A 24,418-nucleotide genomic window follows, 5' to 3' on the forward strand; every position below is an offset into this window, starting at 1 on the left:
TCTAAAAACGGATCATCTTTTCGGTGATCAGATTTTTGTTGCTCAATCAATATCTCAATTTTAAAAGATTATATAATAAAAGTACTTTCCTGTTAACATAGCATTGAACCAGGGAAAATAATATGCGCTCTCCAGGAAGGTACTCCAGGGTACTTTCCTTTTATTGTTTTATCATGATCTTTTGTGCACAGGGCAAACCATCTGTCAGTTTTGATGTTATATTTTTCTGAACTAATTTCCTTTATCAAAACGGGTTAACATGAAAAATAAGATTTTCTGCACAGCAATACTTTCATCCCTTATTCTTTTCGGATGTCAGTCTGATTCAGGTTCGCAAAAGCAAGGGGAAGATACAACACTTACCTCCAAAAGCGGAACCGTAGATTTACCTGCACCCGATACCAATGCAGCCAAAAGTAAATTCAGCAAGGTTATCGATTGGCCTGAAGGTAAAACGCCCATTGCCCCGGAGGGTTTTGTGGTAACCAGATTTGCTTCAAACATTAAAAGCCCGCGCAATACTTATATTGCGCCAAACGGGGATGTACTGGTAGCGCTTTCTAATTCGGAAAGAAGCACTGCAGAAGCGGTTGCCAATACAGTAACCGGCAAAGCTAAATCTGAAGTGCCTGGTAAAAGTGCCAACACGATTTTAATATACCGCGATGAAAATAAAGATGGCAAGCCTGAAACTGTTACCACTTTTTTGAACGGGCTCAATCAGCCTTATGGAATGCTGATTATTGGCAATTCATTTTATGTAGCCAATACCGATGGCTTGTGGCAATTTCCTTATAAAACCGGCGACACGAAAATAAACGCTACTGGCAAAAAAATCCTGAGTCTCCCGGCTGGTGGATATAACAATCATTGGACGAGAAATTTAATTGCCAATGCGGATAAAAGCAAAATTTATATCACCGTGGGATCGGGCAGTAATGTTGGTGAAAACGGAATGAAAAACGAAGTAAGAAGAGCTAATATACTGGAAATCAATCCAGATGGAACAGATGAGAAAATTTATGCTAGTGGTTTGCGTAACCCCGTTGGAGTAGATTGGGCGCCAACTACAAACGTGCTTTGGACGGCTGTAAATGAACGCGATGGATTGGGGGATGATCTTGTTCCCGATTTTATTACCAGCGTTAAACCCGGTGGCTTTTATGGATGGCCGTATTCTTATTTTGGTCAGAATGAAGATCCCCGTTTAAAAGGTAAAAATCCGGAGCTGGTTAAAAAAGCAATTGTGCCTGATGTTGCCGTAGGTGCACATACCGCCTCTTTAGGCTTAGCTTTTTACAAAGGCACAAAATTCCCTCAAAAATATCAGGGAGGTGCATTTATAGGCCAGCATGGGTCGTGGAACCGCTCTGCTATTTCCGGATATAAAGTTGCATTTGTGCCCTTTAAAGATGGAAAGCCAGCAGGCAAACCAGAGGATTTTTTAACTGGTTTTGTGGCTGATGCTGATAAGGCCGAGGTTTATGGCAGGCCTGTTGGTGTTACTTTAACACCCGATGGAGCATTACTGGTTGCCGATGATGTTAGTGGCATAATTTGGAGGGTTGCTGCTAAATAATTTACAAGATAGCCACAGGTTAGCAGAATATGCACTAAATTTATCTGCCAATCTGTGGTTAAACCATCAATTATCGATCTATTGAAACCGAACCTTACTTTACTCTTGACTTTATTTTCCTTTACCGGTTTAGCGCAAACGATAAAGCCCGATTCGACCAAAAAACTCGAAGAAGTTACCGTTAAAGGCTATTACAATTCGCATTCATTATTAAGGTCGGTATCAGCCGTAACTTTGATTGATAGCAATTTAATCGGAAATCAACAGAGCAGTTCTTTAGTGAGCACTTTAAATACTGTTCCTGGCGTAAGGATGGAAGAACGTTCGCCGGGTAGCTATCGTTTATCGCTTCGTGGCAGTTTACTCCGATCTCCTTTCGGCATTCGAAATATTAAAATTTACATTGATGATTTCCCCTTAACTGATGCAGGTGGAAATACCTACCTAAATGCCTTAGATGTTTCTGCGGTAGGTATGATGGAGATTTATAAGGGACCTGAAGCCAGTATTTTTGGTGCAAACACAGGTGGTGCTATTTTGATTAATCCTCCTAGCATAAACCACAATGAAATTAATATTTCGGCAATTGGAGGTTCTTATGGTCTTTTGCATCAAACGGCATCAATCAAACAGCAATATAAAAAGTATAGTTTCAGCTTTAGCGAAGGGTATCAGAGAAGCGACGGGTATCGACAAAACAGTGCAATGGGTAGAAAATATTTTCAAACGCTGCAGCAATGGAATTATAGCAACGCTGGCAGTTTAAAAGCTTTTGTTTTTTACAGCGATTTAAACTACGAAACACCAGGTGGATTAACGGCTGCACAATTAGATCAAAACCCTAAACTGGCCCGTCCGGCAACACCAACACTACCTGGCGCCATTTCACAGCAAGCTGCCATTTACAATAAAACCATTTTCGGGGGAATATCCAATTCGTACCAGATCAATAAATACCTAAAGCATGTTATGGCTTTGTTTACCTCGTATACCGACTTCAAGAACCCGTTTATAACTAATTACGAACAGCGCTACGAAAGTACGCTTGGACTAAGAACATTTTTAGAATACGCTCAGGCGAAAGAAGACATTAAATTTAATGCTCAAATAGGATTAGAAAGTTCTGCTACCAAAAGTCAGATCAAAAACTTTAATAACAATAGTGGGGAAGCTACCTCAATGCAAGCTTCAGACCGCTTAAAAGCCGGTCAGGATTTTGCTTACTTCAGATTAAACTTCGACATCAACAATAAATTTCTGATCGAACTTGCATCCAGTTTAAACTTTTTTAGCTACAACTATGAAAGCTACTTCCCTGTAACAATTGCAACAAAAGAGCGCAAGTTTAATACCCAATTTATGCCAAAGGCCGCCTTATCTTACTTAATCGCAAATGACATCTCTGTCAGGGCTTCTGTAAGTAAAGGTTATTCAACGCCTACGATCGCAGAAGTGAGATCGTCTGATAATAATATCAATAATGATCTGCAAGCAGAGTCTGGCTGGAATTATGAACTGGGTTTGAGGTATAAAACAGGGAATAACCGTTTTTACGCTAACGGAAATATATTCCATTATGAATTAAAAAATGCTATTGTAAGAAGGCTAAATCAAAACGACGCTGAATATTTCATAAATGCAGGCGGAACAAAACAAGAAGGAATTGAGCTCGAAACAGCCTTATGGATCATCAAAAACAATACTTCATGGTTAACAGGATTACAACTAAGAAGCAATTATACCTGGAGCCGATTTAAATTTGAAGATTTTGTAAGCGGCACTAGCAATTATGCGGGTAACCAACTTACCGGTGTTCCAAAAAATATATGGGTTAATAGTCTCGAATTTAACTTTAAGAAAGAACTTTACTTCTTTGCGCAACACAACTACACCTCAGCCATTCCGCTAAATGATGCCAATACAACCTTTTCTAAAAGGTATCATCTGCTTGAAGTAAAAGCCGGAATAAAAAACCTAAGGCTAAGCAGAACCCGCCTTGATTTATTTGCGGGTGTAAACAACCTACTTGATGTTAATTACAGCCTGGGCAATGATTTAAACGCCGCAAATGGGAGGTATTTTAACCCAGCCCCAGGAATTAATTTTTATACTGGTCTTTCTATTACATTGTGATCTTTAAATCGCATCATATAAATTGAACATCTATATGATGCGAGTATGCTATAAGCTAAAAGGCTTCTTGCTTTTCTCTTTCCCTGATGATCACATCACTAACTACTATTTCTATTGCATAGCGTTTTTTACCATCTGTACCATCATAAATATTTGTTTGTAACCTGCCTTCTACAGTTAAGCCTGTACCCTTTTTAACCTGAGTTTCGGCAAGCTCGGCTTTTGCATTCCAGAAAGTTAAATTAAACCATTGCACTCTTTTTACCTCTTCACCCCCTGAATTTCTATAGGTTTCGTTTATGGCCAGGTTAACCTTTGCTAATTTTTGACTTCCAAAAGTTTTAATCTCTGCATCTGCTCCTGCAAATCCGCTCAATACTACTTTGTTAATTGCACTTTCCATGATCTTTAAATTTTAAGTTTCTAAATGTTTAACGAACAGTCATCACCTCGATAACCGACAGGACAAAATTGTGAACTGCATCAAAAATTAGTCGGATTGGAAACATTTATAGTCGTTTATAAACGTTTATACACGGAAAAAATGCATTTAAAGCTTCAAGAGGCTGTTTTATATTTTTTTTATTCCACCATTTTATTTTATAAATTAGGTCATCATCCCATAATAAAAAAAGAAATTATTATGGAACGTTTATGTTTAGACTGCGGAACCCTGATTAGAGGAAGGGCCGATAAAAAATACTGCGATGATTCTTGTCGCAACAATTACAACAATCGTTTAAAGATTGAGGATAATCTAGTGATTAAAAGGATAAATAGCATACTCAGAAAGAATCGTGCTATCCTTGCTGCGCTTAATCCAAATGGTAAAACCAAGGTTACCGGTAAAAAGCTAATTTCGGCAGGCTTTAATTTTGAATACCATACTTATAGTTATGAAACCCAGAACAGCAACACATACATTTTCTGCTATGAATATGGTTATTTAATTTTAGGTGATGACAGCTACCTGCTGGTAAAAAGGGAAGAAAAGCTTTGGTTGGCCTAGTTCAAAATGCTGTGGTTTGCTAATGTTATTTCCAGCATAAAAGACGCATATAATCTCCCGCAAATTTCGCAGAAAGCGCTGATCTGTAATTTACTTAGCGTCAACCTGTGTGATCTGCGGGAAATTAATAACCATTATACAATTAACTTATCACTGGATTTAAACCCCTAAAATTTAAGCAGGCTAATCGTATGATTTTTTTATTCAGGAGGAGATAGTTAGTTTTATCAACTTATGATAAACTATAACAACAAGCTTTTTAAACCCACAAGCAATACGGAAAATGGTGAAACGTCAAACGAAACCATTTTTAGATATAAACAAACAGGAAATATCCTTACTGCAGAATATACAGGTGGAAAAATTATTTTTGGTCATTTGATTGGCTTAGTTGATGAAAACAGCAATATTGAAATGCGCTATCACCAGGTAAATAATCAAGGTGAACTCATGACCGGGATCTGCTATTCAAAGCCAGAACGATTAGCAAATGGCAAAATCAGACTCCATGAAACCTGGCAGTGGACATCAGGAGATAAATCAAAAGGACAATCAATTATCGAAGAGCAATAAGGCTTATTGGTTAAAGCTAAACCGTTGCAGTAAATTAAACACAAATCCAATTTCTTTCATCTCCAGTTTTATTAGCTAATATGCCTCCAAAAGAAAGTCCAATTAATCGAATACCGTTTATATTACGAACCGCATTCAATTTAGTCTACAGCCCGCTTGATTATCAAATAAATAACCTGCAAATAGAAGAGGAAAGTCGGGAATATGCAGCCTGTACTTTTGAATTAAACGGTCTAAAAATCAAGCACCGCCTTTCTAAAATTACCCCAACCAAGATTGGTCAATTTGTAACCATATGGAAGCGGAATGAAGCAGGCATTACTACTCCTTTTAATGATCAGGATGAATTTGACCTATTAATAATATCTGCTAATAATACCGACCTATGTGGCCAGTTCATTTTTCCAAAAGCCATATTGGTACAACATAAAATTATTACCAAAAATGGAATAGAAGGTAAAAGAGGAATTAGGGTTTATCCGCCCTGGGATACAGTAACAAATAAACAGGCAGAGAAAACCCAGCAGTGGCAAGTGCCTTATTTTCTTCAGATTGATGTTAATGAAAATATCGATCTTGCAAGGGCGAAGAAATTAATCGGCAATGGAATTAAACAAACAGGATTTTAAAATCCCGGTTAAACTTAGCAAGTTTCGGGTAGTTTACCGTTTCTTTCCAAACTACTTTTGGATATAAATTATTCAAGACCATGAAAGCACAAGAAGAAATCAATTTCAACCGGATAGCCGAAGCCATAAGCTATATCAAGGCAAATTTTAAAACACAGCCTGGTTTAGAAGAAATTGCAGAGAAAGTAAATTTAAGCCCTTTTCATTTCCAAAGATTATTTAGCGAATGGGCGGGTACTACCCCTAAGCGTTTTTTGCAATACATCAGCATTGGTTATGCTAAAGAAATGCTGAAAGAAAACCAAAGTTTATTCGATACCGCATTAGAAACCGGCTTATCGGGAACCAGCAGACTGCACGATCTTTTTGTAAACATTGAAGGGATGACACCTGGAGAATATAAAAACGGCGGCGAAAACCTCCACATCAATTATAGTTTTGCAGAAAGTCCGTTCGGTAATATCATTGTAGCCAGCACCTCAAAAGGAATCTGCCATATCGCTTTTTATGACGACGAAAACATTGCTTTGGCGAATTTGCAACGCCAGTTCCCTGCAGCTCAATATCAACAAATATTGGATAAAGAGCAACAAAATGCATTATTTATTTTCAGTCACGATTGGAGCAAATTGCACCAGATTAAACTGCATTTAAAAGGCACTGATTTCCAGTTAAAAGTTTGGGAAGCTTTGTTAAAAATTCCTATGGGTAAATTGGCCACTTATGGTAACATTGCCAAACAATTACAAAATCCTAATGCATCCAGAGCGGTAGGTACTGCGATTGGAGATAATCCGGTAGCCTTTCTCATTCCTTGTCATCGGGTAATACAAACAAGCGGTGCTTTGGGCGGTTACCATTGGGGAGTGAATAGAAAAACAGCCATGATTGGCTGGGAGGCCGCAAAAACTAATGCTTAACCCTGTATGATCAAACATGCAGATATTTCGACGGAAGAACTCAAAAAAAATTTCAAAAACAAAGATATTTGCCTCGGCGGAAATTCCAGGTTGAAGATTTACGGATTACTTAAATGCAGATCGGGAAAGCGGATGAAGAAAGAAAACCGTGTATTTTTCCGTTCTGTAGATGAAGCGCTTCAACATGGTTACCGCCCTTGCGGACATTGCTTAAAAACAGCATATAAACAATGGATTTATTCAACACCACAATAGATGTTAACCAAAATCTGCTCCCATACGGCGGAACAGTAAATTATTATGGCAAATTATTCCCGATACCGAAAGCCGATCATTATTTTGATATACTGATGAATACTATTGAATGGAAGAATGATGAAGCTTTTATTATGGGTAAACACATCATCACCAAAAGAAAAGTAGCCTGGTATGGAGATGAAGCCTATTCTTATACCTACTCCAATAAATCGAAAATGGCCTTACCATGGACAAAGGAATTACTGGAGCTAAAAAAAATATCAGAGGAGCAAACAGGTACCGCATTTAACTCTTGTTTACTTAATTTATACCACAATGGTGATGAAGGCATGGCTTATCATAGCGACGACGAGAAGGCCTTAGCTAAAGATTCTGCCATTGCATCATTAAGTTTCGGTGCAGAACGAAGATTTCTTTTCAAACATAAAAAAACAAAAGAAACGGTAACCTTATTTTTAGAAAATGGAAGTTTATTGGTGATGAAAGATGAAACACAAACCAATTGGCTGCACCGCCTTCCACCAACCAAAAAAGTAAGTAAGCCGAGGATAAACCTCACCTTTAGAACGATGGTGGTTTAGTTTAAATGACAAAGGATTTTAAGCCGGGTGATTGGTCTCGAAGTATCGTCATTTCGACCGTAGTGGAGAAATCTTTTAAGTTCGATCAATAACTTGGTACAAAGATCTCTCCATTTCGCTGCGCTACAGTCGAGATGACGACCGTTCTTTTGGAGTCAGTAAATGGCAACCTATCGAAGGGCCATTTTTGTTTCCTACCAATAAAAGGTCTTCGACAGGCTCAGACTGACAACAATTCTAATTGAGTTAAAGCATGATATAATCCCAGCCAATTAACCTTCAAAAAATCTTAGTTTTTAAATTCCTTTATATCTACAATGCGGTCATCATCAGCATTTTTCTTTAAGAAAGATGTTCCATTTGCATTCGCTACCCAGGTATAATCTCTTTGAATATTTCCAACAAGGGTTTCAGGTTCATTTATTAATGCTGCTGGCAATGGCAGGTTAAAAGTTTCGCCCGTTGCCGTATTTACCTGGTACAAAGAATTGGCGGTTAAAAAAGCTAGTGTGGTTTTATCGCTAGAGTACATAAAAAATTTCCCCTGGATACGTTCATCAGGATTTTGTCTCTTAATAGGATAAACCCTTGAATTTATAGTTGTGATAAAAAAGTCGTTATTCACCAAAATATTACTACGTGTTAATTCTTCTAAACCGTTTGTATATTTTTTATCTTCAGCACCTTTTGATGGTTTATTCAAGCTAACCACTTCGGTTTTTCCATCATTAACAGAAATGATATAAAAAGGAGCCATTTTACCTGTTTCATTGGCAACCTGTACTAATACAGCTGTTTTTTGTGTGTTGATGAATGATGCAACGACAAATTTCTGCGCAGCGGCATTCGGGGCATCATCAACAATAATAGTGGTATCTTTATATTGAATGGCAAAGCGATCGGCTGCTGCCACAGCACCAGAATCTGTTTTTACGATAGTAAATACATTTTTCTTCGATTTTGGGAAAACATTAAAATCGTCACTGGCAGCAAAAGGTCTTGCCTTGTAGGCTTTTTCAGATTTACCGCAGCCAAATAAAACAACGGAAAGTAAGAGTGCATAAAGCGTAATTTTCATAGGTATTGTTATTTATTTTTTTGCTAATTTATAATCTTTATTGCGCTTATTTTATCAAAGTCACCAGAAAATTACCGCATCTGCTTAAAAAGTGCAACAGATTGTGTTTTGTGCTGGTATTCAACAATCTATTAATTATAAACGCAACAGCCCCTGCCCTCTGCTTCTCCTTCAGATTCAAACGCCTTACCTTCTGTAGTTAGATGGCAGAATTTGGCTACTTCAGACTAAATTCGTTATTTTTGATTAACAGACAACCAATGGCAAACACACCGAATTTTCTCGCTAAAAATAAAAGCGTAATCTTATATGGGGTTTTCCTGGCTGCACTACTGTTTTTGCTAAAGTGGCTTGAACTTCGTTTCATGATCATCAACCATGCCTTCGAAATTTATGCTGGTTCGATAGCTGTTATTTTTACAGCTTTAGGCATTTGGCTTGCGCTTAAATTAACCAGGCCCAAAACCATACTGATCGAAAAAGAAGTTTTTACGGAAAGGCCTGAAACATTTATCCTCAACGAAAAAGAGTTGACAAAACTCAACATCAGCAAAAGAGAGCTGGAGGTTTTGCAGCTCATGTCTGCAGGTTTAAGCAACCAGGAAATTGCGTTAAAGTTATTTGTTTCTTTAAACACCATAAAAACACACAACGCCAGGCTTTTCGAGAAACTGGAAGTTAAACGCAGAACACAGGCCATAGAAACAGCCAAAAGACGCAGTATTATCCCTTAATTGACTAATACATTAGTATAAAAAGCAACCGATCTGAAAAATCACCCTAAAGTATGAGGGTTAAAAAAAATAATCGAAGCAATTTTGTGGTGTAAACCTCTTAAATTATAAACAGATGAAACCATCATGAGCAACGCTCACAGACAGAGATGAATATTGCTCATGAGAGCTTCATCACAATTTAAAAAAAACTATATACTGATGAAAAAGAACGTAATTGTATTTGGATTAATCGCCGGCTTAATAGTATCAACCTTAATGGTGCTCTCTATGGCGAGATGTTATAGCGACCCGAACCTTGAGCACAGCATGCTTATTGGTTATGCCTCAATGGTATTGGCTTTCTCCTTTATTTTTGTCGGCATAAAAAACTACCGCGATAAATACAACGAAGGGTTAATCACTTTCGGTAAAGCATTTAAAATCGGGGCATTGATCAGTTTGGTAGCTTCTACCATATATGTTATAGTCTGGTTGATTGATTATTACGTATTCATGCCCGATTTTATGGATAAATATGTTGCCCAGGCACTTAGAGAAGCCAAAGCAGATGGTGCATCGGCAGCTGAACTGGCAGCTAAGACAAAAGAACTGGCTTCCAGTCAGGAAATGTACAAAAACCCAGTCATGGTAGTTCTATTTACCTATATGGAAATACTGCCTGTGGGAATATTAATCTCATTGGTAGCAGCACTCATTCTGAAAAGAAAACCGGGCGCTCCATTAAGTGTAAAAACTGCTTAACATACCTGTTGATCTGATCTCCTTTTATTAATTTTAAGCCATAAAAAACAGCTATGTATACGATACCCTTTACCAATATAGATTGGAGCCAGATAGAAAAAGTAGAATATCCTGGCGAAACAGGCACAGCAACATGGCAAACCTTAAACCTGGATGGCTTAAGGATCAGGATTGTAACCTACTCTGCGGGCTATCTTGCCGATCATTGGTGCCAGAAAGGCCATATTGTACATTGTTTGGCAGGTAGCTTTGTAAGTGAAATGGAGGATGGAGCAACATTCGCGCTTAGCACGGGGATGACGTATGTGGTTTCTGACGATTTAAGTTCACACCGGTCAGTATCACCGGAAAGCGTGAAACTTTTAATCATTGATGGCAGTTTTTTAAAACCAAAAGACACTTAAGGTGATTTATTAAGTACCACCCCATTTCGTAGTTATTATAAAAAATAAACTGATGCTGGTTAAATCACTTTTGGGTGAATTTCTTCATGAAGCAGAAAACACCCGCAAACTTTTAAATGCAATACCAAACAGTGCTTTGGATTTTATACCCTCAGCACACTCCTGGACTACGGCCCAATTGGCATCGCACATTGCTGAAATCTATGATTGGTATCCAGGAACTTTTCATGGTAATGAATTTAACATGGATACCTATAAACATGATGAGGTAGATATCAGCGATATCGAAAACATTATAGGCAAATTTGAACGGGCCTTTAACAGGGCTAAAGAAAGTATCGAATCGGCCACCAACGAAAGCATGTTCGAAGACTGGAAAATGACCGCTGGAGGTAAAACGGTTCTCCAGCCCATGCCAAGGATCCAGGTAATACGGGGCTTTTTAATGAACCATATTTATCACCACCGTGGCGAAATGATTGTATACCTGCGATCAACAGGGAATAAGGTACCAAGTATGTACGGGCCCGTTTACGAAGACAGCTTTAGATAAGGTTCAGAAATTATCATAATTTTGAACAAAAGATTATAAATGAAGATTTTTGCCGAAACCGAACGTTTAATTTTACGCGAATTGCTACTTACAGATGCTGAGGGCATGTTTGAAATGGATGGTGATCCTGAAGTGCACCTTTACCTGGGTAATAATCCTGTAAAATCAATCGAACAAAGTGAAGCAGATATCCAATTCATTAGAAAACAATATATCGAAAACGGTATTGGCAGATGGGCTGTTATCGAAAAAGCAACAGGTAATTTTGTAGGTTGGTCGGGCTTAAAACTAATTAAAGAATCTACCAATAACCACATCAATTATTACGATCTAGGATATCGGTTCGGTAAACGGTTCTGGGGAAAGGGCTACGCTACAGAAACTGCAGTGGCGGCACGAGACTATGGTTTTAATGAACTAAATCTGCATGAAATTATTGGCATAGCAAATATCGATAACCTGGGATCTATCCATGTTCTGGAAAAAGTGGGCCTAAAACGAATCTCTATTTTCGATTACCGTGGCATAAAACACCACTGGATGAAGATTGAAAAACCAATTTAGCGGTTTCAAAAAGCAATTTTGTCTTTTTATGGTTTAGTTTTTGATGCTAAAAAGGAAAATGATTTAAACCTTACATTATGAAACAACTAATCTTCTGTGGAATGCTGCTCTTATTATTGAGTTCTTGTAAAGAAAAATTAGATCCAGCGAGCTTTACCAATACCAAGTGGGAGTTAACAGCGCTGCCAGGTTTAACTTTACCTACAACAGCAAAAGCAACGCTAAACTTTGCCGACAGCCTTAAAATCAGCGGAAAATCGTTTTGTAACAATTATGGCGGCCAGGGAGAAATTGCTGATAATAAAATAACCGTTAAAAATGTTTTTGGCACAAAAATGTTCTGTCAGGAAACTGATGCAGCTGAACGCGCTTACTTACATGCCCTTAATCAGGTTAATGGTGCTAAAATAACTGATAATAAGCTACATCTGTTGGATGGCGATAAAACCTTACTGGTTTTCACCAAAACAAACTAGAATCTTTACATGCATAAAAAAGGCTGAATAAAGTATTTTTACTATTTTCGGCCTTTTGAGTTTAACGCAGGAGTGATGCCATCGATAACAGAAGATCTGAAGTTTTTTTTCTCAACCATAAGAAAAGCATTTAATTTATTTCAGCAGAACGATCCCTTACGCCTGGCCGGTGCTACTGCTTTTTTCACCAATTTCGCCTTACCCCCAATATTAATTATTCTCATCAGGCTATTTGGTATGTTTACCGATAGGCGCTTATTGGCTACACATCTGTTCGAACGCCTGGCCAATATTCTCGACAATGAGAGTATTTTACAGATCAGAACTACATTAAGAAATATCCGGGGTATTAATCAGGCTTGGTATGTTACTTTGTTCAGTTTTGTATTTTTCCTTTTTGTGGCGACCACCCTATTCAATGTGATTAAAAACTCTTTAGAGCAGATCTGGAATATAGGCCAAAAAGATAAAAAAGGGATTGTTAATACCCTTAAATCAAGGGCTATATCCGTTACGATTATCTTATTTGCCGGCATATTATTTTTTATAGGCTTGCTGGCCGATAGTGTGCAGGCTTATATTGGTGCCTATCTAAAAAATGGCTCCCCTTCTTTGGAATTGATTTTGACTTCCATAATCAACCAATTGGTTTTTGTGATCATCGTAACCACCTGGTTTACCATACTTTTCAGGTATTTAACCAATGGTCGTCCTACATGGCGGGCAGCAATTTCTGGAGGCCTGTTAACCGGATGCCTGTTTACAGCAGGAAAATATATTTTAAGGATTTTGTTGCCATTGAGTAACATCAGCAACATCTATGGATCAGCAGGTTCGATTATCGTAATTATGCTTTTCGTATTCTACTCTTCGTTGATATTTTATTTTGGCGCATCTTTTATTAAAGCGTTAAGTGTCGGTCGGGCCACACCCATTGTACCAAAAAACGGATCGTTTGCTTATGAGTTAACAGAGGTTGAACCGGAAAAAGAGGATTAAATTACTGTCAGATAGGAACACCATAGCACAAAAAAATCGTCATTTCGAGCGGAGTGCAACACAAGTCGAGAAATCTTTATAGATCTCTCCATTTCGCTACGCTTCAGTCGAGATGACGATCGTTCTATTCTAACTGGCTAATAGGATATTATAATTTATATTACAAAATCCGATAACCTAAGCCAACTGTAAATAGGTTTAACTTCGTACCAGGATAACCTGCTTTATTGATTTTTGATAAGCCAAGTTCGTAACGTGCATCGAAGCTTAATTTTTTAAGGTCTAAACCCGCTCCAAACTGCCATGACAAAGCCTGATTTTTAAAGTCGGCTCTGAAAACGCTTCCTGCAGCCTGACCAAAACTCTGATTTTCATCCAATATTAACGAAAACATTGGTCCGGTGTTTAAACGGAGGCCAATACCGGCAGCACCAAACTTAGTACCTACCAATAATGGCACATCTAAACTTGTAAAACGCACTTTATTTACTTCTCCCGTTGACTCACTTACCAAATCTGCTTTTTTGCCCGACACATAAAGCTCTGGCTGGAAGTAAACGCCTGCGGCACCTACCCTGGCCCAAAGGCCACCGTAAAAACCTGCGCGGTTGTTACTGTTAAAAGTGTTTTCACTATCAAATTTCGAAAAATTTGCTCCAGCTTTAATGCCCAGCTGGAAAGATGGCAATACCTGTGCGCTGGCAAATAAGCCAACAAGCAAAAAGGCAACGGTTAAAGATAAAAATTTCATATGCGATTAAATTTAGCTGGTGGCGTTGTTAATGGCTTCCTGTTCTTTTAAAGCATCAACATTGTTTTTATCACCAAAGTTTTGTGTTTTACCTGCAAAGTAATCTAAAATTCCTGAGATAGTATCTAAGTTATCAGCTAAATTTTGATGAATATCTGGTAAATCTTTTTCCAGGCGATTATCGCCTAATTCGATATTATCCACTTCAATTTTACCAATTTTCTGAATAAGTGCCTGCTGAGAGTTTTGTAAGTCTTCTAATTCACGCACAATCTTTTCCATTAATTCAAACTTCTTTAAAGTGTTCATAGGTTCTTATTTTTAGTTAACTATTCCTTATAAACCCCTTAGCGCTGGTTTTGTTTTATTTCGCCAATCTTTTAACAAAACAGATTTGGAAATACCGAAAACAACTAATAAATTAGTTTAAAATTATCCGTTATGAAAAATCTCCTTATTCTATTGGTCTTATTTGGTTTAGGTTTAGCCGGTTACGCACAAAATGCCAGCGTTGTAGATAAGGAGAAACTTTTCGATTTCTATCAGACCCAGCGTTATGCCGATGCTGCTCAATACCTCAAAGGCATTTATGGAGAAGAAGTGAACGATTTCAAAACCCTCAGCCAGATTGGTTATTGTTTTTTAATGGCTGGTAACAATGTTGACGCAGAAAAATTTTACACCAAAGCTTATACGCTGCAGCCACAAAACCTGCCTATTCTTTTCAGTCTCGGCAGTATCAATACCAAAAGGGGGAATACTGAAAAAGCCAAGCTCTACTATGGTGAAATTGCAAAAATAGATAGCAATAATTTTAATGTGTATAAACTGCTGGCTAATTTGTATTGTTCTCCAAAGGATGATTCACTTAAACTCATTTACCTCATGAAGGCTAATCTGATCAATCCGATAGAGGGCGATGTTGCTACCGATCTGGCTGAGGTGCATGCTGCTTATCAACAATATGAAAAAGCTTATGATGTACTTAATATTGCCATTAAGGGCGATAGTGATAACCTGGTGCTGCAAAGGGCTAAACTTCCTATTGCCAACCAGCTTAAAAAGTACAGCGAAGTGATTGCATCGGGAGAGAAACTGTTGAAAGATGGTGCTGATGCGGGGGTGATAAAAGATGTTGCAAAAGCTTATTACTATACAAAGAAGTACCAAAAGGCAATTGATCTTTTTAAACAATTGGAAGTAGCAGCGATGCAAAATGAGGCTACACTATACTATACATCACTCAGTTACCGCGCTTTAAAAAATTATCCGCAGGCGGCTATATATACGAGAAAAACCATCGATGAGGCCATTTCGCCCAATACTTCCAGTTATTATTCCTTATTGGGACTGGTTTATGAAGAAAATAATCAATTGGCTTTGGCAAGCGCAGCCTATAAAAAAGGTTTGCAATTCAAAGCAACAGCCACCTTATATTATCGTTTGGCCGTATTTTACGATACCCGTTTAAAGCAGGAAAAAAATGCGCTTAAATATTATAACCTTTATTTAAAAAGCAAGCCCAGCTTAACCGATGATAAAGAAGAAATTAAATTTTCAAGGGATAGAATTGCACAGCTAAACCTTACTGATTAAACCAGATCCTCGAAAACAGGTTTTACATTATCCCAAAATTCATCTAAGGCAATTATTCTCGGTTTAAAAAAGGAGATTAACGTAGGCCAGTGCTGTTGATTAAAGATACTCACTCCAGTAATGCTGATCGAAATCTGTGATACCGTTTTACCGAAATCATCGGTTGCATCTTTAGTCCAATCCCATTCTTCGTTTAGGGTATTGGTAAACAAGAGCTTAAACTCTTCAAACTGTTCGAAAATGAGATGCCTGATATCGGTATCGGGATGCGACAGCTGAATGCTGATAAAGGCTTTTTTACCATCAACATCCATTTTAAAGAAGATATTCTTCACACCCGTTTTGTAATTTGTCCAGTTTACGGTAGAACCGCTTGCTGAAGGGACGGGTTTCATATATTGCCCGAAACTGATCCAAAACTGTTGGCGCAGGCGGGCTGCTTCTTCTTTACTGTACATTTATTTTACTGCATCTAATAGAGACTTTATCATATTCGACTAAACCGTCATTCCCGCGCAGGCGGGAATCTTAAAGCTAATTGCATTAAGATTCCCAATCAAGTTGGGAATGACGACCCTTCGAAAATTTAAAATAGTGATATAATCTCTTTTAACGAAGCTGCAATTATAAGCGATTAATATTTATATTCAAAATGATAGCTACCAGAGCCTATTTCTTCTTTTTTATCGATTTTCGGCAATACTACCGTTGCGGTTGCATTGGCAGGAACAGTTACATCGAGTTTAAAAACACCATCTGCCATCGTCCACGCTGATTTAACAGTGCCGTACACCGTCTCCAGCTCTGCTGACGCGCTGGTTAATTTCCCGCCAGGCCTCGGCGTAATTAAAATAGCTTTGTAACCTGGTTGTGCTGATACCGGATTAATGCCGGCAATATTTTTATACATCCAATCGCCAATAGCTCCGTAGGCATAATGGTTAAAAGAATTCATATCAGCCGTTTGGAAAGATCCATCTTGTTTAATACCGTCCCAACGCTCCCAGATGGTGGTTGCCCCCATTTTAACCGGATATAACCACGAAGGGTAACTTTCTTGAAGTAACAGATCGTAAGCTACATCTTCGTGTCCAAAGCGGCTTAATACGTGGCAAAGGTATGGCGTGCCCAAAAAACCTGTCGTCAAATGGTTTCCGTAATCTTTTACATTATCTACCAATCTTTGTGCAGCCTGTGCACGTAAGTTTTCAGGCAACATATCAAACTGTAAGGCCAAAACATATGCCGTTTGGGTGTTAGAGATCAGCTTTCCATTTGGTGTCATATTTTCTTTGATATAAGCCGTTTTAATCTGCTCCAATAGTGCAGTATATTTAGTTACATCCTCTGTTTTGCCCAATACCTTTGCTGCATTTATAAGCAACTGCGTGGAATGCGCATAAAATGTTTGGGCAATCATGTATTTGTCTGTCACCGCAGCACGGCCATCATTATCATCATTAGGACGGTAAAACAACCAATCGCCAAAGTGGAAACCAGTGTTCCAAAGATTGTTCTTTGCTACGGATGAAATATAATCAACCCATTTTTTCATACTGCCATACTGCGTTTCCAGTATGCCTTTGTCTCCATAAGATACATACATATCCCAGGGGATGATAGTGGCGACATCGGCCCAACCTGCAGAACCTGCGTCATTTTGGTTCAGCACATTTGGCACTACAAAAGGAACACTGCCATTAGGAAGCTGATCTGCAGAAACATCTTTTAGCCATTTGGTAAAAAAGCCCGATACATCCATGTTATATGCAGCCGTTGTGGCAAATGCCTGTGCATCGCCTGTCCAGCCCAAACGTTCGTCCCTTTGCGGACAATCTGTAGGCACATCAACAAAATTCCCTTTCTGTCCCCATGAAATGTTATGCTGCAATTGGTTTAGCAAAGGATTTGAAGTGGTGAATTTTCCGCTGGTTTTCATATCTGAATAAACAGCTACAGCGGTAAGGTTTTCCAGTTTCAGTTCGCCGGGGTATCCATCTATTTTGACATACCTAAATCCCTGAAAAGAAAAATGAGGTTCAAATACCTGTTCGGTTCCGCCTTTTAAAATATAATTGTTCTGTTGCTTGGCCGACCGGAGATTTGTGGTATAAAAATTTCCTTCTTTGGTTAATACCTCAGCATGGCTAATGGTAATTTTGGTACCTGCTGCACCTTTTGCTTTTAACATTACCCAGCCCACTAAGTTCTGTCCAAAATCAACCACGGTTTCACCTTTTGGGGTCTTAAATATTTTTAAGGCCTTAAACGTTTCATGTTTGGTCACCTGCGGTCCGCTCATTCCAACCAGTCTTTCCGGACCATAGGCGAGTTCCTGCACAGGTTTCCAGGAAGTGTTTTCTTTAAAACCAATATTATTCCAGCCTTGGCGCTCTAAACGGGCATCGTAGGTTTCTCCGTCATAAATATTGGAGGCCAGTATTGGCCCATAACCTGCTCTCCAACTGTTATCGCTTATAATAGTCTCTGTGGTTCCATCAGTATATTCCACTTCCAGTTGCAGCAATAAAGCCCTGGTATCGCCATAAAATTGTTTTTGATTACTAAAGCCAATGCGCCCTTTGTACCAGCCATCGCCCAGTGAAACGCCAATTACATTGGCCCCTTTCTTTAGCGATTGTTTAACATCGTAAACCTGATATTGAATATGGTCTTTATAACTTGTCCACCCTGGTGCAAAATAAGTATCGCTAACTCGCCCGCCGTTAATATTGGCCTCATACAAACCCTTGGCAGTAATGTAAGCCATGGCAGATTTTACTTCTTTTTTCAGGTTAAATTCTTTTCTGAAAAGTGGACTGGCCAGCGAAGTATCTTTTCCTGCTACCGAAATCCACTTTGCACTCCAGTCTTCAGGTTTTAAACCTGTTTGAAAAAACTGAACCGGCGACCATGCAGATGCATTTCCGTGGTTATCTTTTACCCTAACCTGCCAGTAATATCTGGTTTTTGAGGATAATCCGGGGCCATCATAGGCAATCAATACCGATTGATCATTATTTGCCGCAGTCTTCCATAAAACTTTATCAATATTTGCTGTTGTACCCAGTCTGATTTCGTAATTGCGCTGTTTAGTATTTTTTAGATCCGAAATGATTTTCCAGCTAAATCTTGGTTTTGGATTATCAATACTAAAAGGATTTACTAAATGCTCAACGGTTAAATCTTTTACCGAAATTTTCTGTGCTAAAACATTCGTTGTAAATAAAAGCAATAAGGCAAGGGCAGTTATTGCGCCTGAGGTACGGGAATTCCTGTTCATATTGGTTAGCGTTAATTTTTTAATCTTAACTGTACGATAATCAGAAATATTATTTAACCAACCATCCTGTACTGTTATGAAAAATTAAGCGTTAGCACAACGACAATAATTTAATAAAGCATCACTTATCAAACAAAAAAACAACAAGCGAGCAACAAAAATATGGTTTATCGATTCATCAACCGGGCAACATATTTGCCGATGATATCGAATTCTAAATTTACCGTATCGCCAACTTCAACTTCCTGTAAATTAGTATGTTCGAAGGTATAGGGAATGATAAATACCGAAAACTCGTCTGGCTCAGAATTTACAACAGTTAAGCTGATACCATTTACACAGGCAGAACCTTTTTCTACGGTTACATTTCCGGCTGAAGCATCATATTTAAAGCGGTACTCCCAGCTACCGTCCAGCGCTTCACGTTTCACGCAAACAGCAGTCTGGTCTACATGGCCCTGCACAATATGACCATCTAAACGGGCATTCATCTGCATGCAGCGCTCGAGGTTAACTTTACTGCCTACTTTTAAACCATCGAGATTGGTTTTGTTTAGCGTTTCATCTATAGCGGTAACGGTATGTGTTCCATCATTTAAGGCCACCACCGTAAGGCACACCCCATTATGGGCTACACTTTGGTCGATTTTCAGCTCATGGCTAATTGCAGAAGCTATGGTAAAGTGGATATTGGTATGGTCGTTTTTAATGGCAGTAACTTCGCCAAGTGTTTCTATAATTCCTGTGAACATTTTTTATTTGTTTATGTTGGGGCATCATTCCTGCATAAGAGGCGTCATCTTATTGCGTTCCATTCGCTCCCATTGACAGTTTTTAGTAAAACGAGCGTCATCTCGACTGAAACGCAGTGAAATGGAGAGATCTATCTAAATAGATTTAGCTTCGCTGAGCACTATGTGGTTCTCGGCTTCGCTACACTCCGCTCGAAATGACGACCTATCGCGATGATTATCACGCAAACTATTAATATTTCAATCTATTTTTTCTCCAATCAGAGCTATTTTTAACTGCCGCACCACCCAACTTCACTTCCTTTTTATCAAACAGTTTTGCAGCAATTACCGCAGCAATTAAGGCTTCTGTTTCATCCTGTACCTTTAAGCTTTCTGGCTTAAAGTATTTCCCTACAAAATGCGTATCGAAATTACCTGTTTTAAAAGCCTCGTGCTGCATCACAAATTTACCAAAACCCAAAGTAGTTTCTATCCCTGTAATATCATATTCTTCAATTGCTCTCACCATCCGTTCAATCGCTTCTTCCCTATCTTTCCCATAAGTGATCAGTTTGGCAATCATCGGATCATAATAAATCGGGATTTCCATTCCCTGCTCAAAGCCATCATCAACCCTTACCCCATTGCCTTTAGGCGTGCTGTAAGTCTGCAAAGTGCCAATATCAGGCAGGAAATTATTTGTTGGGTCTTCAGCATAAACGCGAAGTTCTATAGCATGCCCGCTGATTTTTAAGTCCTCTTGTTTAAAACTAAGTGTTTCGCCTGAGGCTATTTTTAGCTGTTCTTTTACCAGATCTATACCTGTAATTAATTCGGTTACCGGATGTTCTACCTGCAATCGGGTATTCATTTCCAGGAAAAAGAAATCAAGGTTCTCATCCAAAATAAACTCAACGGTACCTGCGCCTGTATAATTTACCGAACGGGCTACATCTACTGCACATTTACCCATTTGCCACCTGATTTCTTCGGTTAAAACCGATGAAGGCGCTTCTTCTACTACTTTCTGGTGACGGCGCTGTACAGAGCATTCACGCTCAAAAAGATGAACAATATTGCCATGGGTATCGCCCAAAACCTGTATTTCGATGTGTCTTGGCGAGGTAACATAACGTTCAATAAAAACGGCTCCATCGCCAAATGCCGAGGTAGCCTCACTTACCGCAAGCTGCATCTGTTCTTCAAAATCTTCAGCCCGCTCTACAATACGCATACCCTTGCCCCCGCCGCCTGCAGCAGCTTTGATCAAAATCGGAAAACCAACTTCGATAGCGCGTTGTTTTGCCTCACTTACATCCTGTATGGCTTCTTCCGTTCCCGGCACCATCGGGATCTTATATTTTAAAGCGGCTGCCTTTGCCGATAATTTGTTACCCATAGTTTCCATGGCCTGCGGTGAAGGACCAACCAGGATAAGTCCGGCATCGGCAACTTTTTGCGCAAAACCTGCATTTTCAGACAAAAAACCATAACCTGGGTGAATGGCCTCTGCACCAGTTAATTTACAGGCTTCGATAATCTTCTCACCCACCAGGTAACTTTGATTAGATGGAGCCGGCCCGATGCAAACAGCTTCATCGGCATAACGTACATGCAGTGCATTACGGTCTGCTTCTGAAAAAACAGCTACTGTTTTAATGCCCATTTCCTTCGCAGAGCGCATAATGCGCAAAGCGATTTCGCCACGGTTCGCGATAAGTAGTTTGGAGATTGGGATTAGGGGTTTGGAGTTGTTAGACATATTATTTTATTTCCACCACTTTTCAGATTCTTTTCTATTGGCTATTTTGTACGAGTCAGAATTATTGCTACCACCATAAGCTAATCTATAAGTTTCCCAACCACTCTTAAGATATTTATCATTTACACTAAATTCACCTGCACCTATATCAAGATCGCCACAGCTTGGGATTCTAAAATCCCCCCAGTTACATTTTTTAGTAACTTTAGTTTTATAACTTGTCCAGATTCCTTCAAATGTATTATTTGAAAAACCATCTGCAACAAAATTTACAGAATCATAAAACATATTTCCTTTTATATCTAGAACAAAATCTGTTTTCATTTTCCCCTTTATCGTGCCTGAAGAAATTAAATTCTGATCTTCAAAAAACACAATATCAACAACAATACTGCCCCCTTTAAATTTTGGATTATCGCTTTCTTTTCCGAACTGTGCACTGGTAATCTTAATTTTTCCCTGAAAGGCACATAAATTATTTTTTACCCTGGTTTTTCCATAAGCAAAATATTCATTTGGATTTTCCATATCCTTTACAACAGAAATCCAATGAATATAAAATCTCTGGTAATTATCTCCAATAAAGCCGATAGGTTCTGGAGTTTTAATTTTTTTATTTTCATTTTCATTCTCTACATATAGGTCGGAAATGCTATCCCTGACCCATATTTTCGAAAAATCATATTTTGCACTTTGATCTAAAAAATTTGTTTGAATAACTTCTTGAGCGTTAATCTTCGCTGAAAATGCAACCAACAAAAATATCCCTAAAAACTTTATTGTTTTCATATATTGTTTTTGATATTTTATTATAGAGGTAAAATATGAGTTTCCCCTTAAAGGTGCAAAATTATTTCAATAGCTTGATCAATCATTACAGGAGTAAGGTCTAAATGGGTAACCAACCTTATCGTACTTGCACTGGTGGTATTGCAATGCAGTCCTTTTTCTTTCAATTGGTGTACAATTTTCTCTGCTGCCCCCTTTTCTACTTCAAAAATAACAATATTGGTCTCAACGGGCATTACCGATTTTACATATTTAGCCATGGCCAGTGCATTTGCCAAAGCCTGCGCATGGGCATGATCGTCTTTTAAGCGTGTTACGTGATGATCGAGCGCATAAATCCCAGCAGCAGCCAAAAAACCTGCCTGGCGCATGCCTCCACCGAAAGCTTTTCTAATTTTCCGGGCTTTGTGAATCATTTGCTTGCTGCCCAATAGTACAGAACCAACTGGTGCACCAAGTCCTTTAGATAGGCAGACCGAAATCCCATCAAAATATTTCCCGTACTCGCCCGCCTCATCGCCTGTAGCCACAAGTGCATTAAAAATACGCGCACCGTCTAAATGCAGTTTTAATCCTTTTATATTACAGAGGTGATGGATCGGAGCAATCTGCGATAAGGTATAACAGCTCCCGCCGCCTTTATTTACTGTATTTTCTAAAACAACCAAACTTGAGTTGGGATAGTGGATATTATCTTCATTGATTTCGGGTTCAATCAGTTCTGGAGTCAGAATTCCGCGTTCGCCATGCAACAACCTTACCGATGCGCCCGAGTGATAGGCAATGCCTCCAATTTCGTAGCGGTAAACATGTGCGGTCTGATCGCAGATCACCTCATCCATGGGCTGGGTAAAACACTTGATCGCAATCTGGTTGGTCATCGTTCCTGACGGGCAAAATAATCCGGCTTCCATATTAAAGGTCGAAGCCAGTTTTGTCTCCAGCGCATGGACCGTTTCGTCCTCACCAAAAACGTCGTCGCCCACTTTTGCATTCATCATGGCATCTAACATTCCGGCAGAAGGTTTGGTTACCGTATCACTCCTGAAATCTAAAAATCTGTTGTTCATTTCGCTATCTGGTTGTAAAATATTGTTGAGGTTAAAAAAAAGACCAATGCCCTTTCTGGTATAATTTTAAGGTTTTTCGGCGATTAAACGCCCTATATAGTGTATTTTTTACACACTTAATTTTCGACAACAACAAATTGTTAAAAAATTATTAAAAAAAAGGATACAAAATATAAGACTTTTTATACTTTTATCGTGCTAAAACCAAAAATAAATAAAATGATAGTAATTGCAGACGGCGGATCTACCAAAACAAATTGGTGTTTGATTAACGAGGCCGGCAGAAAAATTTACTTTAACACCGAAGGTTACAATCCATATTTTTCAAAAGGAGAGTACATTGTAAAGTCTTTGAATGAGTCTCTTCCAGACCACTTGGAAAGAGAGAAATTAACAGCAGTTTATTACTACGGTGCCGGCTGTTCTACACCTGCAAATGTTAAGATTGTGGCCGATGCCATGCAACAGATCTTCACCAATGCAACCATTTTTGTGGGCCATGATTTACTTGCTTCATCTAGAGCACTCCTTGGAAACGAGCCAGGATTTGCTGCTATTTTAGGCACGGGTACAAATTCATGTCTTTATGATGGATCTGAAATTACCATGAACATCGATTCATTGGGGTATTTCCTGGGTGATGAAGGTAGCGGTTCGTACATCGGTAAACGCATTTTAAGCGATTACATGAAAGGTTACATGCCGAAAGGGCTACGTGAAGCTTTTTATGACAACTACGCTTTAACCAACGAAGATATTTTCGATAATATTTATAATAAGCCACTGCCAAACCGTTTCTGTGCAAGCTTTAGTAAATTCTTATACGATTTTAAAGATAACTACGAAGATTATGCCTTTGCTACCATTGACTATGCTTTTACTGCATTTTTCGAAGCTTTGGTAATCCACTATCCTAACTACAAAGATCACAAATTAAACTGTGTGGGTTCTGTAGGTTATAGTTTCCGTGATATTTTAAGTATAGTAGCCGACCGTTACGAAATGGGCGTGGGCAAGATTATCCGCTCACCTATAGATGATCTGGTACATTATCACCTCGAGTTAGCGCCGAAGGCTTAGTCCACAGTCCTAAGTCTGGAGTCCTTAGTCCAGAGTCAAACTACAACTATACAAAAATCCCCGATCTGAATTTCAGATCGGGGATTTTATTTATATACCAGGTTTAATTATTTTCTATT

General features: G+C 38.7%; 27 protein-coding genes. 17 read left to right on the forward strand and 10 right to left on the reverse strand.

Annotated features, from left to right (window positions below; all coding sequences use genetic code 11):
• Positions 1 to 259 precede the first annotated feature (259 nt).
• Positions 260 to 1,579, forward strand: a complete 1,320-nt coding sequence (locus LQ227_RS03860) for a sorbosone dehydrogenase family protein (protein ID WP_230145428.1) — start codon at positions 260 to 262, stop codon at positions 1,577 to 1,579.
• 54 nt (positions 1,580 to 1,633) lie between these two features.
• A complete protein-coding gene (locus tag LQ227_RS03865; RefSeq protein WP_230148286.1) occupies positions 1,634 to 3,712 on the forward strand; it encodes a TonB-dependent receptor in 2,079 nt (692 codons plus the stop codon).
• Between the two features lie 55 nt (positions 3,713 to 3,767).
• On the opposite strand, the gene LQ227_RS03870 is transcribed toward LQ227_RS03865, so the two are convergent.
• Positions 3,768 to 4,115, reverse strand: coding sequence for a single-stranded DNA-binding protein (locus LQ227_RS03870; protein ID WP_230145430.1), 348 nt, complete (start codon positions 4,113 to 4,115; stop codon positions 3,768 to 3,770).
• Positions 4,116 to 4,355: 240 nt separating this feature from the next.
• Between LQ227_RS03870 and LQ227_RS03875 the strand changes: the two genes are divergently transcribed.
• From LQ227_RS03875 to LQ227_RS03900, 6 genes are all read left to right on the forward strand, one after another.
• Positions 4,356 to 4,721 carry a hypothetical protein gene (locus LQ227_RS03875; protein ID WP_230145431.1) on the forward strand — a complete coding sequence of 122 codons (366 nt, stop codon included), beginning with the start codon at positions 4,356 to 4,358 and terminating at the stop codon, positions 4,719 to 4,721.
• A gap of 234 nt (positions 4,722 to 4,955) precedes the next feature.
• A complete protein-coding gene (locus tag LQ227_RS03880) occupies positions 4,956 to 5,294 on the forward strand; it encodes a n-acetylglutamate synthase (protein WP_230145432.1) in 339 nt (112 codons plus the stop codon).
• 80 nt (positions 5,295 to 5,374) lie between these two features.
• On the forward strand, positions 5,375 to 5,923 hold the full coding sequence (locus LQ227_RS03885) for a MepB family protein (protein WP_230148289.1): 549 nt from the start codon (positions 5,375 to 5,377) through the stop codon (positions 5,921 to 5,923).
• A gap of 80 nt (positions 5,924 to 6,003) precedes the next feature.
• On the forward strand, positions 6,004 to 6,843 hold the full coding sequence (locus tag LQ227_RS03890; RefSeq protein ID WP_230145434.1) for a methylated-DNA--[protein]-cysteine S-methyltransferase: 840 nt from the start codon (positions 6,004 to 6,006) through the stop codon (positions 6,841 to 6,843).
• A gap of 6 nt (positions 6,844 to 6,849) precedes the next feature.
• Positions 6,850 to 7,098, forward strand: coding sequence for an Ada metal-binding domain-containing protein (locus LQ227_RS03895; RefSeq protein ID WP_230145435.1), 249 nt, complete (start codon positions 6,850 to 6,852; stop codon positions 7,096 to 7,098).
• The gene (locus LQ227_RS03900) at positions 7,074 to 7,682 is read left to right on the forward strand and encodes an alpha-ketoglutarate-dependent dioxygenase AlkB (RefSeq protein WP_230148290.1); all 609 of its coding nucleotides are present in this window, start codon (positions 7,074 to 7,076) and stop codon (positions 7,680 to 7,682) included. Before LQ227_RS03895 ends, LQ227_RS03900 begins: the two co-directional genes overlap by 25 nt.
• Before the next feature lie 289 nt (positions 7,683 to 7,971).
• Here LQ227_RS03900 and LQ227_RS03905 read toward each other — a convergent pair whose 3' ends face one another.
• The gene (locus LQ227_RS03905) at positions 7,972 to 8,760 is read right to left on the reverse strand and encodes a hypothetical protein (protein ID WP_230148293.1); all 789 of its coding nucleotides are present in this window, start codon (positions 8,758 to 8,760) and stop codon (positions 7,972 to 7,974) included.
• 260 nt (positions 8,761 to 9,020) lie between these two features.
• Here LQ227_RS03905 and LQ227_RS03910 point away from each other — a divergent pair, with 260 nt between their 5' ends.
• The 7 genes from LQ227_RS03910 (at position 9,021) to LQ227_RS03940 (ending at position 13,234) form a co-directional block, all read left to right on the forward strand.
• Complete coding sequence (locus LQ227_RS03910) at positions 9,021 to 9,494, forward strand: response regulator transcription factor (RefSeq protein WP_230148295.1); 474 nt, start codon at positions 9,021 to 9,023, stop codon at positions 9,492 to 9,494.
• Between the two features lie 201 nt (positions 9,495 to 9,695).
• Positions 9,696 to 10,238 carry a DUF4199 domain-containing protein gene (locus LQ227_RS03915; RefSeq protein WP_230148297.1) on the forward strand — a complete coding sequence of 181 codons (543 nt, stop codon included), beginning with the start codon at positions 9,696 to 9,698 and terminating at the stop codon, positions 10,236 to 10,238.
• A 53-nt stretch (positions 10,239 to 10,291) separates the two neighbouring features.
• Positions 10,292 to 10,642, forward strand: coding sequence for a DHCW motif cupin fold protein (locus LQ227_RS03920; RefSeq protein ID WP_230148299.1), 351 nt, complete (start codon positions 10,292 to 10,294; stop codon positions 10,640 to 10,642).
• 52 nt (positions 10,643 to 10,694) lie between these two features.
• Positions 10,695 to 11,195: a DinB family protein gene (locus LQ227_RS03925; protein WP_230148301.1), complete on the forward strand. Its 501-nt coding sequence runs from the start codon at positions 10,695 to 10,697 to the stop codon at positions 11,193 to 11,195.
• Between the two features lie 39 nt (positions 11,196 to 11,234).
• The gene (locus LQ227_RS03930; protein ID WP_230145442.1) at positions 11,235 to 11,759 is read left to right on the forward strand and encodes a GNAT family N-acetyltransferase; all 525 of its coding nucleotides are present in this window, start codon (positions 11,235 to 11,237) and stop codon (positions 11,757 to 11,759) included.
• Positions 11,760 to 11,836: 77 nt separating this feature from the next.
• Positions 11,837 to 12,235 carry an META domain-containing protein gene (locus LQ227_RS03935; protein WP_230145443.1) on the forward strand — a complete coding sequence of 133 codons (399 nt, stop codon included), beginning with the start codon at positions 11,837 to 11,839 and terminating at the stop codon, positions 12,233 to 12,235.
• 75 nt (positions 12,236 to 12,310) lie between these two features.
• Complete coding sequence (locus LQ227_RS03940; RefSeq protein ID WP_230145444.1) at positions 12,311 to 13,234, forward strand: YihY/virulence factor BrkB family protein; 924 nt, start codon at positions 12,311 to 12,313, stop codon at positions 13,232 to 13,234.
• Between the two features lie 160 nt (positions 13,235 to 13,394).
• On the opposite strand, the gene LQ227_RS03945 is transcribed toward LQ227_RS03940, so the two are convergent.
• Both LQ227_RS03945 and LQ227_RS03950 read right to left on the reverse strand, forming a co-directional pair.
• Positions 13,395 to 13,985, reverse strand: a complete 591-nt coding sequence (locus tag LQ227_RS03945; protein WP_230145445.1) for a porin family protein — start codon at positions 13,983 to 13,985, stop codon at positions 13,395 to 13,397.
• A 12-nt stretch (positions 13,986 to 13,997) separates the two neighbouring features.
• Positions 13,998 to 14,294, reverse strand: coding sequence for a hypothetical protein (locus LQ227_RS03950; protein WP_029277458.1), 297 nt, complete (start codon positions 14,292 to 14,294; stop codon positions 13,998 to 14,000).
• Positions 14,295 to 14,426: 132 nt separating this feature from the next.
• On the opposite strand from LQ227_RS03950, the gene LQ227_RS03955 reads away from it, so the two are divergent.
• Positions 14,427 to 15,581 (forward strand): hypothetical protein, encoded by a 1,155-nt coding sequence (locus tag LQ227_RS03955; protein ID WP_230145446.1) that lies wholly within the window; start codon positions 14,427 to 14,429, stop codon positions 15,579 to 15,581.
• Here the strand turns inward: LQ227_RS03955 and LQ227_RS03960 are convergent.
• The 6 genes from LQ227_RS03960 to LQ227_RS03985 all read right to left on the reverse strand — a co-directional run bounded on the left by LQ227_RS03960 (position 15,578) and on the right by LQ227_RS03985 (position 23,219).
• Positions 15,578 to 16,039, reverse strand: coding sequence for a DUF4268 domain-containing protein (locus LQ227_RS03960; RefSeq protein ID WP_230145447.1), 462 nt, complete (start codon positions 16,037 to 16,039; stop codon positions 15,578 to 15,580). The genes LQ227_RS03955 and LQ227_RS03960 overlap by 4 nt on opposite strands.
• Positions 16,040 to 16,215: 176 nt before the next feature.
• Entirely contained in the window at positions 16,216 to 18,864 is a 2,649-nt protein-coding gene (locus LQ227_RS03965) for a glycoside hydrolase family 78 protein (protein ID WP_230148303.1), read from the reverse strand.
• A gap of 167 nt (positions 18,865 to 19,031) precedes the next feature.
• Positions 19,032 to 19,616 carry a riboflavin synthase gene (locus tag LQ227_RS03970; RefSeq protein ID WP_029277465.1) on the reverse strand — a complete coding sequence of 195 codons (585 nt, stop codon included), beginning with the start codon at positions 19,614 to 19,616 and terminating at the stop codon, positions 19,032 to 19,034.
• Positions 19,617 to 19,848: 232 nt separating this feature from the next.
• Positions 19,849 to 21,360, reverse strand: coding sequence for an acetyl-CoA carboxylase biotin carboxylase subunit (gene accC, locus LQ227_RS03975; RefSeq protein ID WP_230148305.1), 1,512 nt, complete (start codon positions 21,358 to 21,360; stop codon positions 19,849 to 19,851).
• Positions 21,361 to 21,366: 6 nt separating this feature from the next.
• Positions 21,367 to 22,149 carry a hypothetical protein gene (locus LQ227_RS03980; RefSeq protein WP_230148307.1) on the reverse strand — a complete coding sequence of 261 codons (783 nt, stop codon included), beginning with the start codon at positions 22,147 to 22,149 and terminating at the stop codon, positions 21,367 to 21,369.
• Positions 22,150 to 22,196: 47 nt separating this feature from the next.
• Positions 22,197 to 23,219, reverse strand: a complete 1,023-nt coding sequence (locus tag LQ227_RS03985; RefSeq protein WP_230148309.1) for a low specificity L-threonine aldolase — start codon at positions 23,217 to 23,219, stop codon at positions 22,197 to 22,199.
• A 219-nt stretch (positions 23,220 to 23,438) separates the two neighbouring features.
• Here LQ227_RS03985 and LQ227_RS03990 point away from each other — a divergent pair, with 219 nt between their 5' ends.
• Complete coding sequence (locus LQ227_RS03990; protein ID WP_029280252.1) at positions 23,439 to 24,299, forward strand: N-acetylglucosamine kinase; 861 nt, start codon at positions 23,439 to 23,441, stop codon at positions 24,297 to 24,299.
• Positions 24,300 to 24,418: the final 119 nt, after the last annotated feature.

This window comes from Pedobacter sp. Bi27, assembly GCF_918698255.1.
Taxonomy (GTDB): domain Bacteria; phylum Bacteroidota; class Bacteroidia; order Sphingobacteriales; family Sphingobacteriaceae; genus Pedobacter.

What these genes read in the sequence shown, in the direction of transcription:
- LQ227_RS03860 (WP_230145428.1), top strand. Translation starts at nt 260, where the DNA reads ATGAAAAATAAGATTTTCTGCACAGCAATACTTTCATCCCTTATTCTT.
- LQ227_RS03870 (WP_230145430.1), bottom strand. Translation starts at nt 4,115, where the DNA reads ATGGAAAGTGCAATTAACAAAGTAGTATTGAGCGGATTTGCAGGAGCA.
- LQ227_RS03875 (WP_230145431.1), top strand. Translation starts at nt 4,356, where the DNA reads ATGGAACGTTTATGTTTAGACTGCGGAACCCTGATTAGAGGAAGGGCC.
- LQ227_RS03880 (WP_230145432.1), top strand. Translation starts at nt 4,956, where the DNA reads ATGATAAACTATAACAACAAGCTTTTTAAACCCACAAGCAATACGGAA.
- LQ227_RS03885 (WP_230148289.1), top strand. Translation starts at nt 5,375, where the DNA reads ATGCCTCCAAAAGAAAGTCCAATTAATCGAATACCGTTTATATTACGA.
- LQ227_RS03890 (WP_230145434.1), top strand. Translation starts at nt 6,004, where the DNA reads ATGAAAGCACAAGAAGAAATCAATTTCAACCGGATAGCCGAAGCCATA.
- LQ227_RS03895 (WP_230145435.1), top strand. Translation starts at nt 6,850, where the DNA reads ATGATCAAACATGCAGATATTTCGACGGAAGAACTCAAAAAAAATTTC.
- LQ227_RS03900 (WP_230148290.1), top strand. Translation starts at nt 7,074, where the DNA reads ATGGATTTATTCAACACCACAATAGATGTTAACCAAAATCTGCTCCCA.
- LQ227_RS03905 (WP_230148293.1), bottom strand. Translation starts at nt 8,760, where the DNA reads ATGAAAATTACGCTTTATGCACTCTTACTTTCCGTTGTTTTATTTGGC.
- LQ227_RS03910 (WP_230148295.1), top strand. Translation starts at nt 9,021, where the DNA reads ATGGCAAACACACCGAATTTTCTCGCTAAAAATAAAAGCGTAATCTTA.
- LQ227_RS03915 (WP_230148297.1), top strand. Translation starts at nt 9,696, where the DNA reads ATGAAAAAGAACGTAATTGTATTTGGATTAATCGCCGGCTTAATAGTA.
- LQ227_RS03920 (WP_230148299.1), top strand. Translation starts at nt 10,292, where the DNA reads ATGTATACGATACCCTTTACCAATATAGATTGGAGCCAGATAGAAAAA.
- LQ227_RS03925 (WP_230148301.1), top strand. Translation starts at nt 10,695, where the DNA reads ATGCTGGTTAAATCACTTTTGGGTGAATTTCTTCATGAAGCAGAAAAC.
- LQ227_RS03930 (WP_230145442.1), top strand. Translation starts at nt 11,235, where the DNA reads ATGAAGATTTTTGCCGAAACCGAACGTTTAATTTTACGCGAATTGCTA.
- LQ227_RS03935 (WP_230145443.1), top strand. Translation starts at nt 11,837, where the DNA reads ATGAAACAACTAATCTTCTGTGGAATGCTGCTCTTATTATTGAGTTCT.
- LQ227_RS03940 (WP_230145444.1), top strand. Translation starts at nt 12,311, where the DNA reads ATGCCATCGATAACAGAAGATCTGAAGTTTTTTTTCTCAACCATAAGA.
- LQ227_RS03945 (WP_230145445.1), bottom strand. Translation starts at nt 13,985, where the DNA reads ATGAAATTTTTATCTTTAACCGTTGCCTTTTTGCTTGTTGGCTTATTT.
- LQ227_RS03950 (WP_029277458.1), bottom strand. Translation starts at nt 14,294, where the DNA reads ATGAACACTTTAAAGAAGTTTGAATTAATGGAAAAGATTGTGCGTGAA.
- LQ227_RS03955 (WP_230145446.1), top strand. Translation starts at nt 14,427, where the DNA reads ATGAAAAATCTCCTTATTCTATTGGTCTTATTTGGTTTAGGTTTAGCC.
- LQ227_RS03960 (WP_230145447.1), bottom strand. Translation starts at nt 16,039, where the DNA reads ATGTACAGTAAAGAAGAAGCAGCCCGCCTGCGCCAACAGTTTTGGATC.
- LQ227_RS03965 (WP_230148303.1), bottom strand. Translation starts at nt 18,864, where the DNA reads ATGAACAGGAATTCCCGTACCTCAGGCGCAATAACTGCCCTTGCCTTA.
- LQ227_RS03970 (WP_029277465.1), bottom strand. Translation starts at nt 19,616, where the DNA reads ATGTTCACAGGAATTATAGAAACACTTGGCGAAGTTACTGCCATTAAA.
- accC (WP_230148305.1), bottom strand. Translation starts at nt 21,360, where the DNA reads ATGTCTAACAACTCCAAACCCCTAATCCCAATCTCCAAACTACTTATC.
- LQ227_RS03980 (WP_230148307.1), bottom strand. Translation starts at nt 22,149, where the DNA reads ATGAAAACAATAAAGTTTTTAGGGATATTTTTGTTGGTTGCATTTTCA.
- LQ227_RS03985 (WP_230148309.1), bottom strand. Translation starts at nt 23,219, where the DNA reads ATGAACAACAGATTTTTAGATTTCAGGAGTGATACGGTAACCAAACCT.
- LQ227_RS03990 (WP_029280252.1), top strand. Translation starts at nt 23,439, where the DNA reads ATGATAGTAATTGCAGACGGCGGATCTACCAAAACAAATTGGTGTTTG.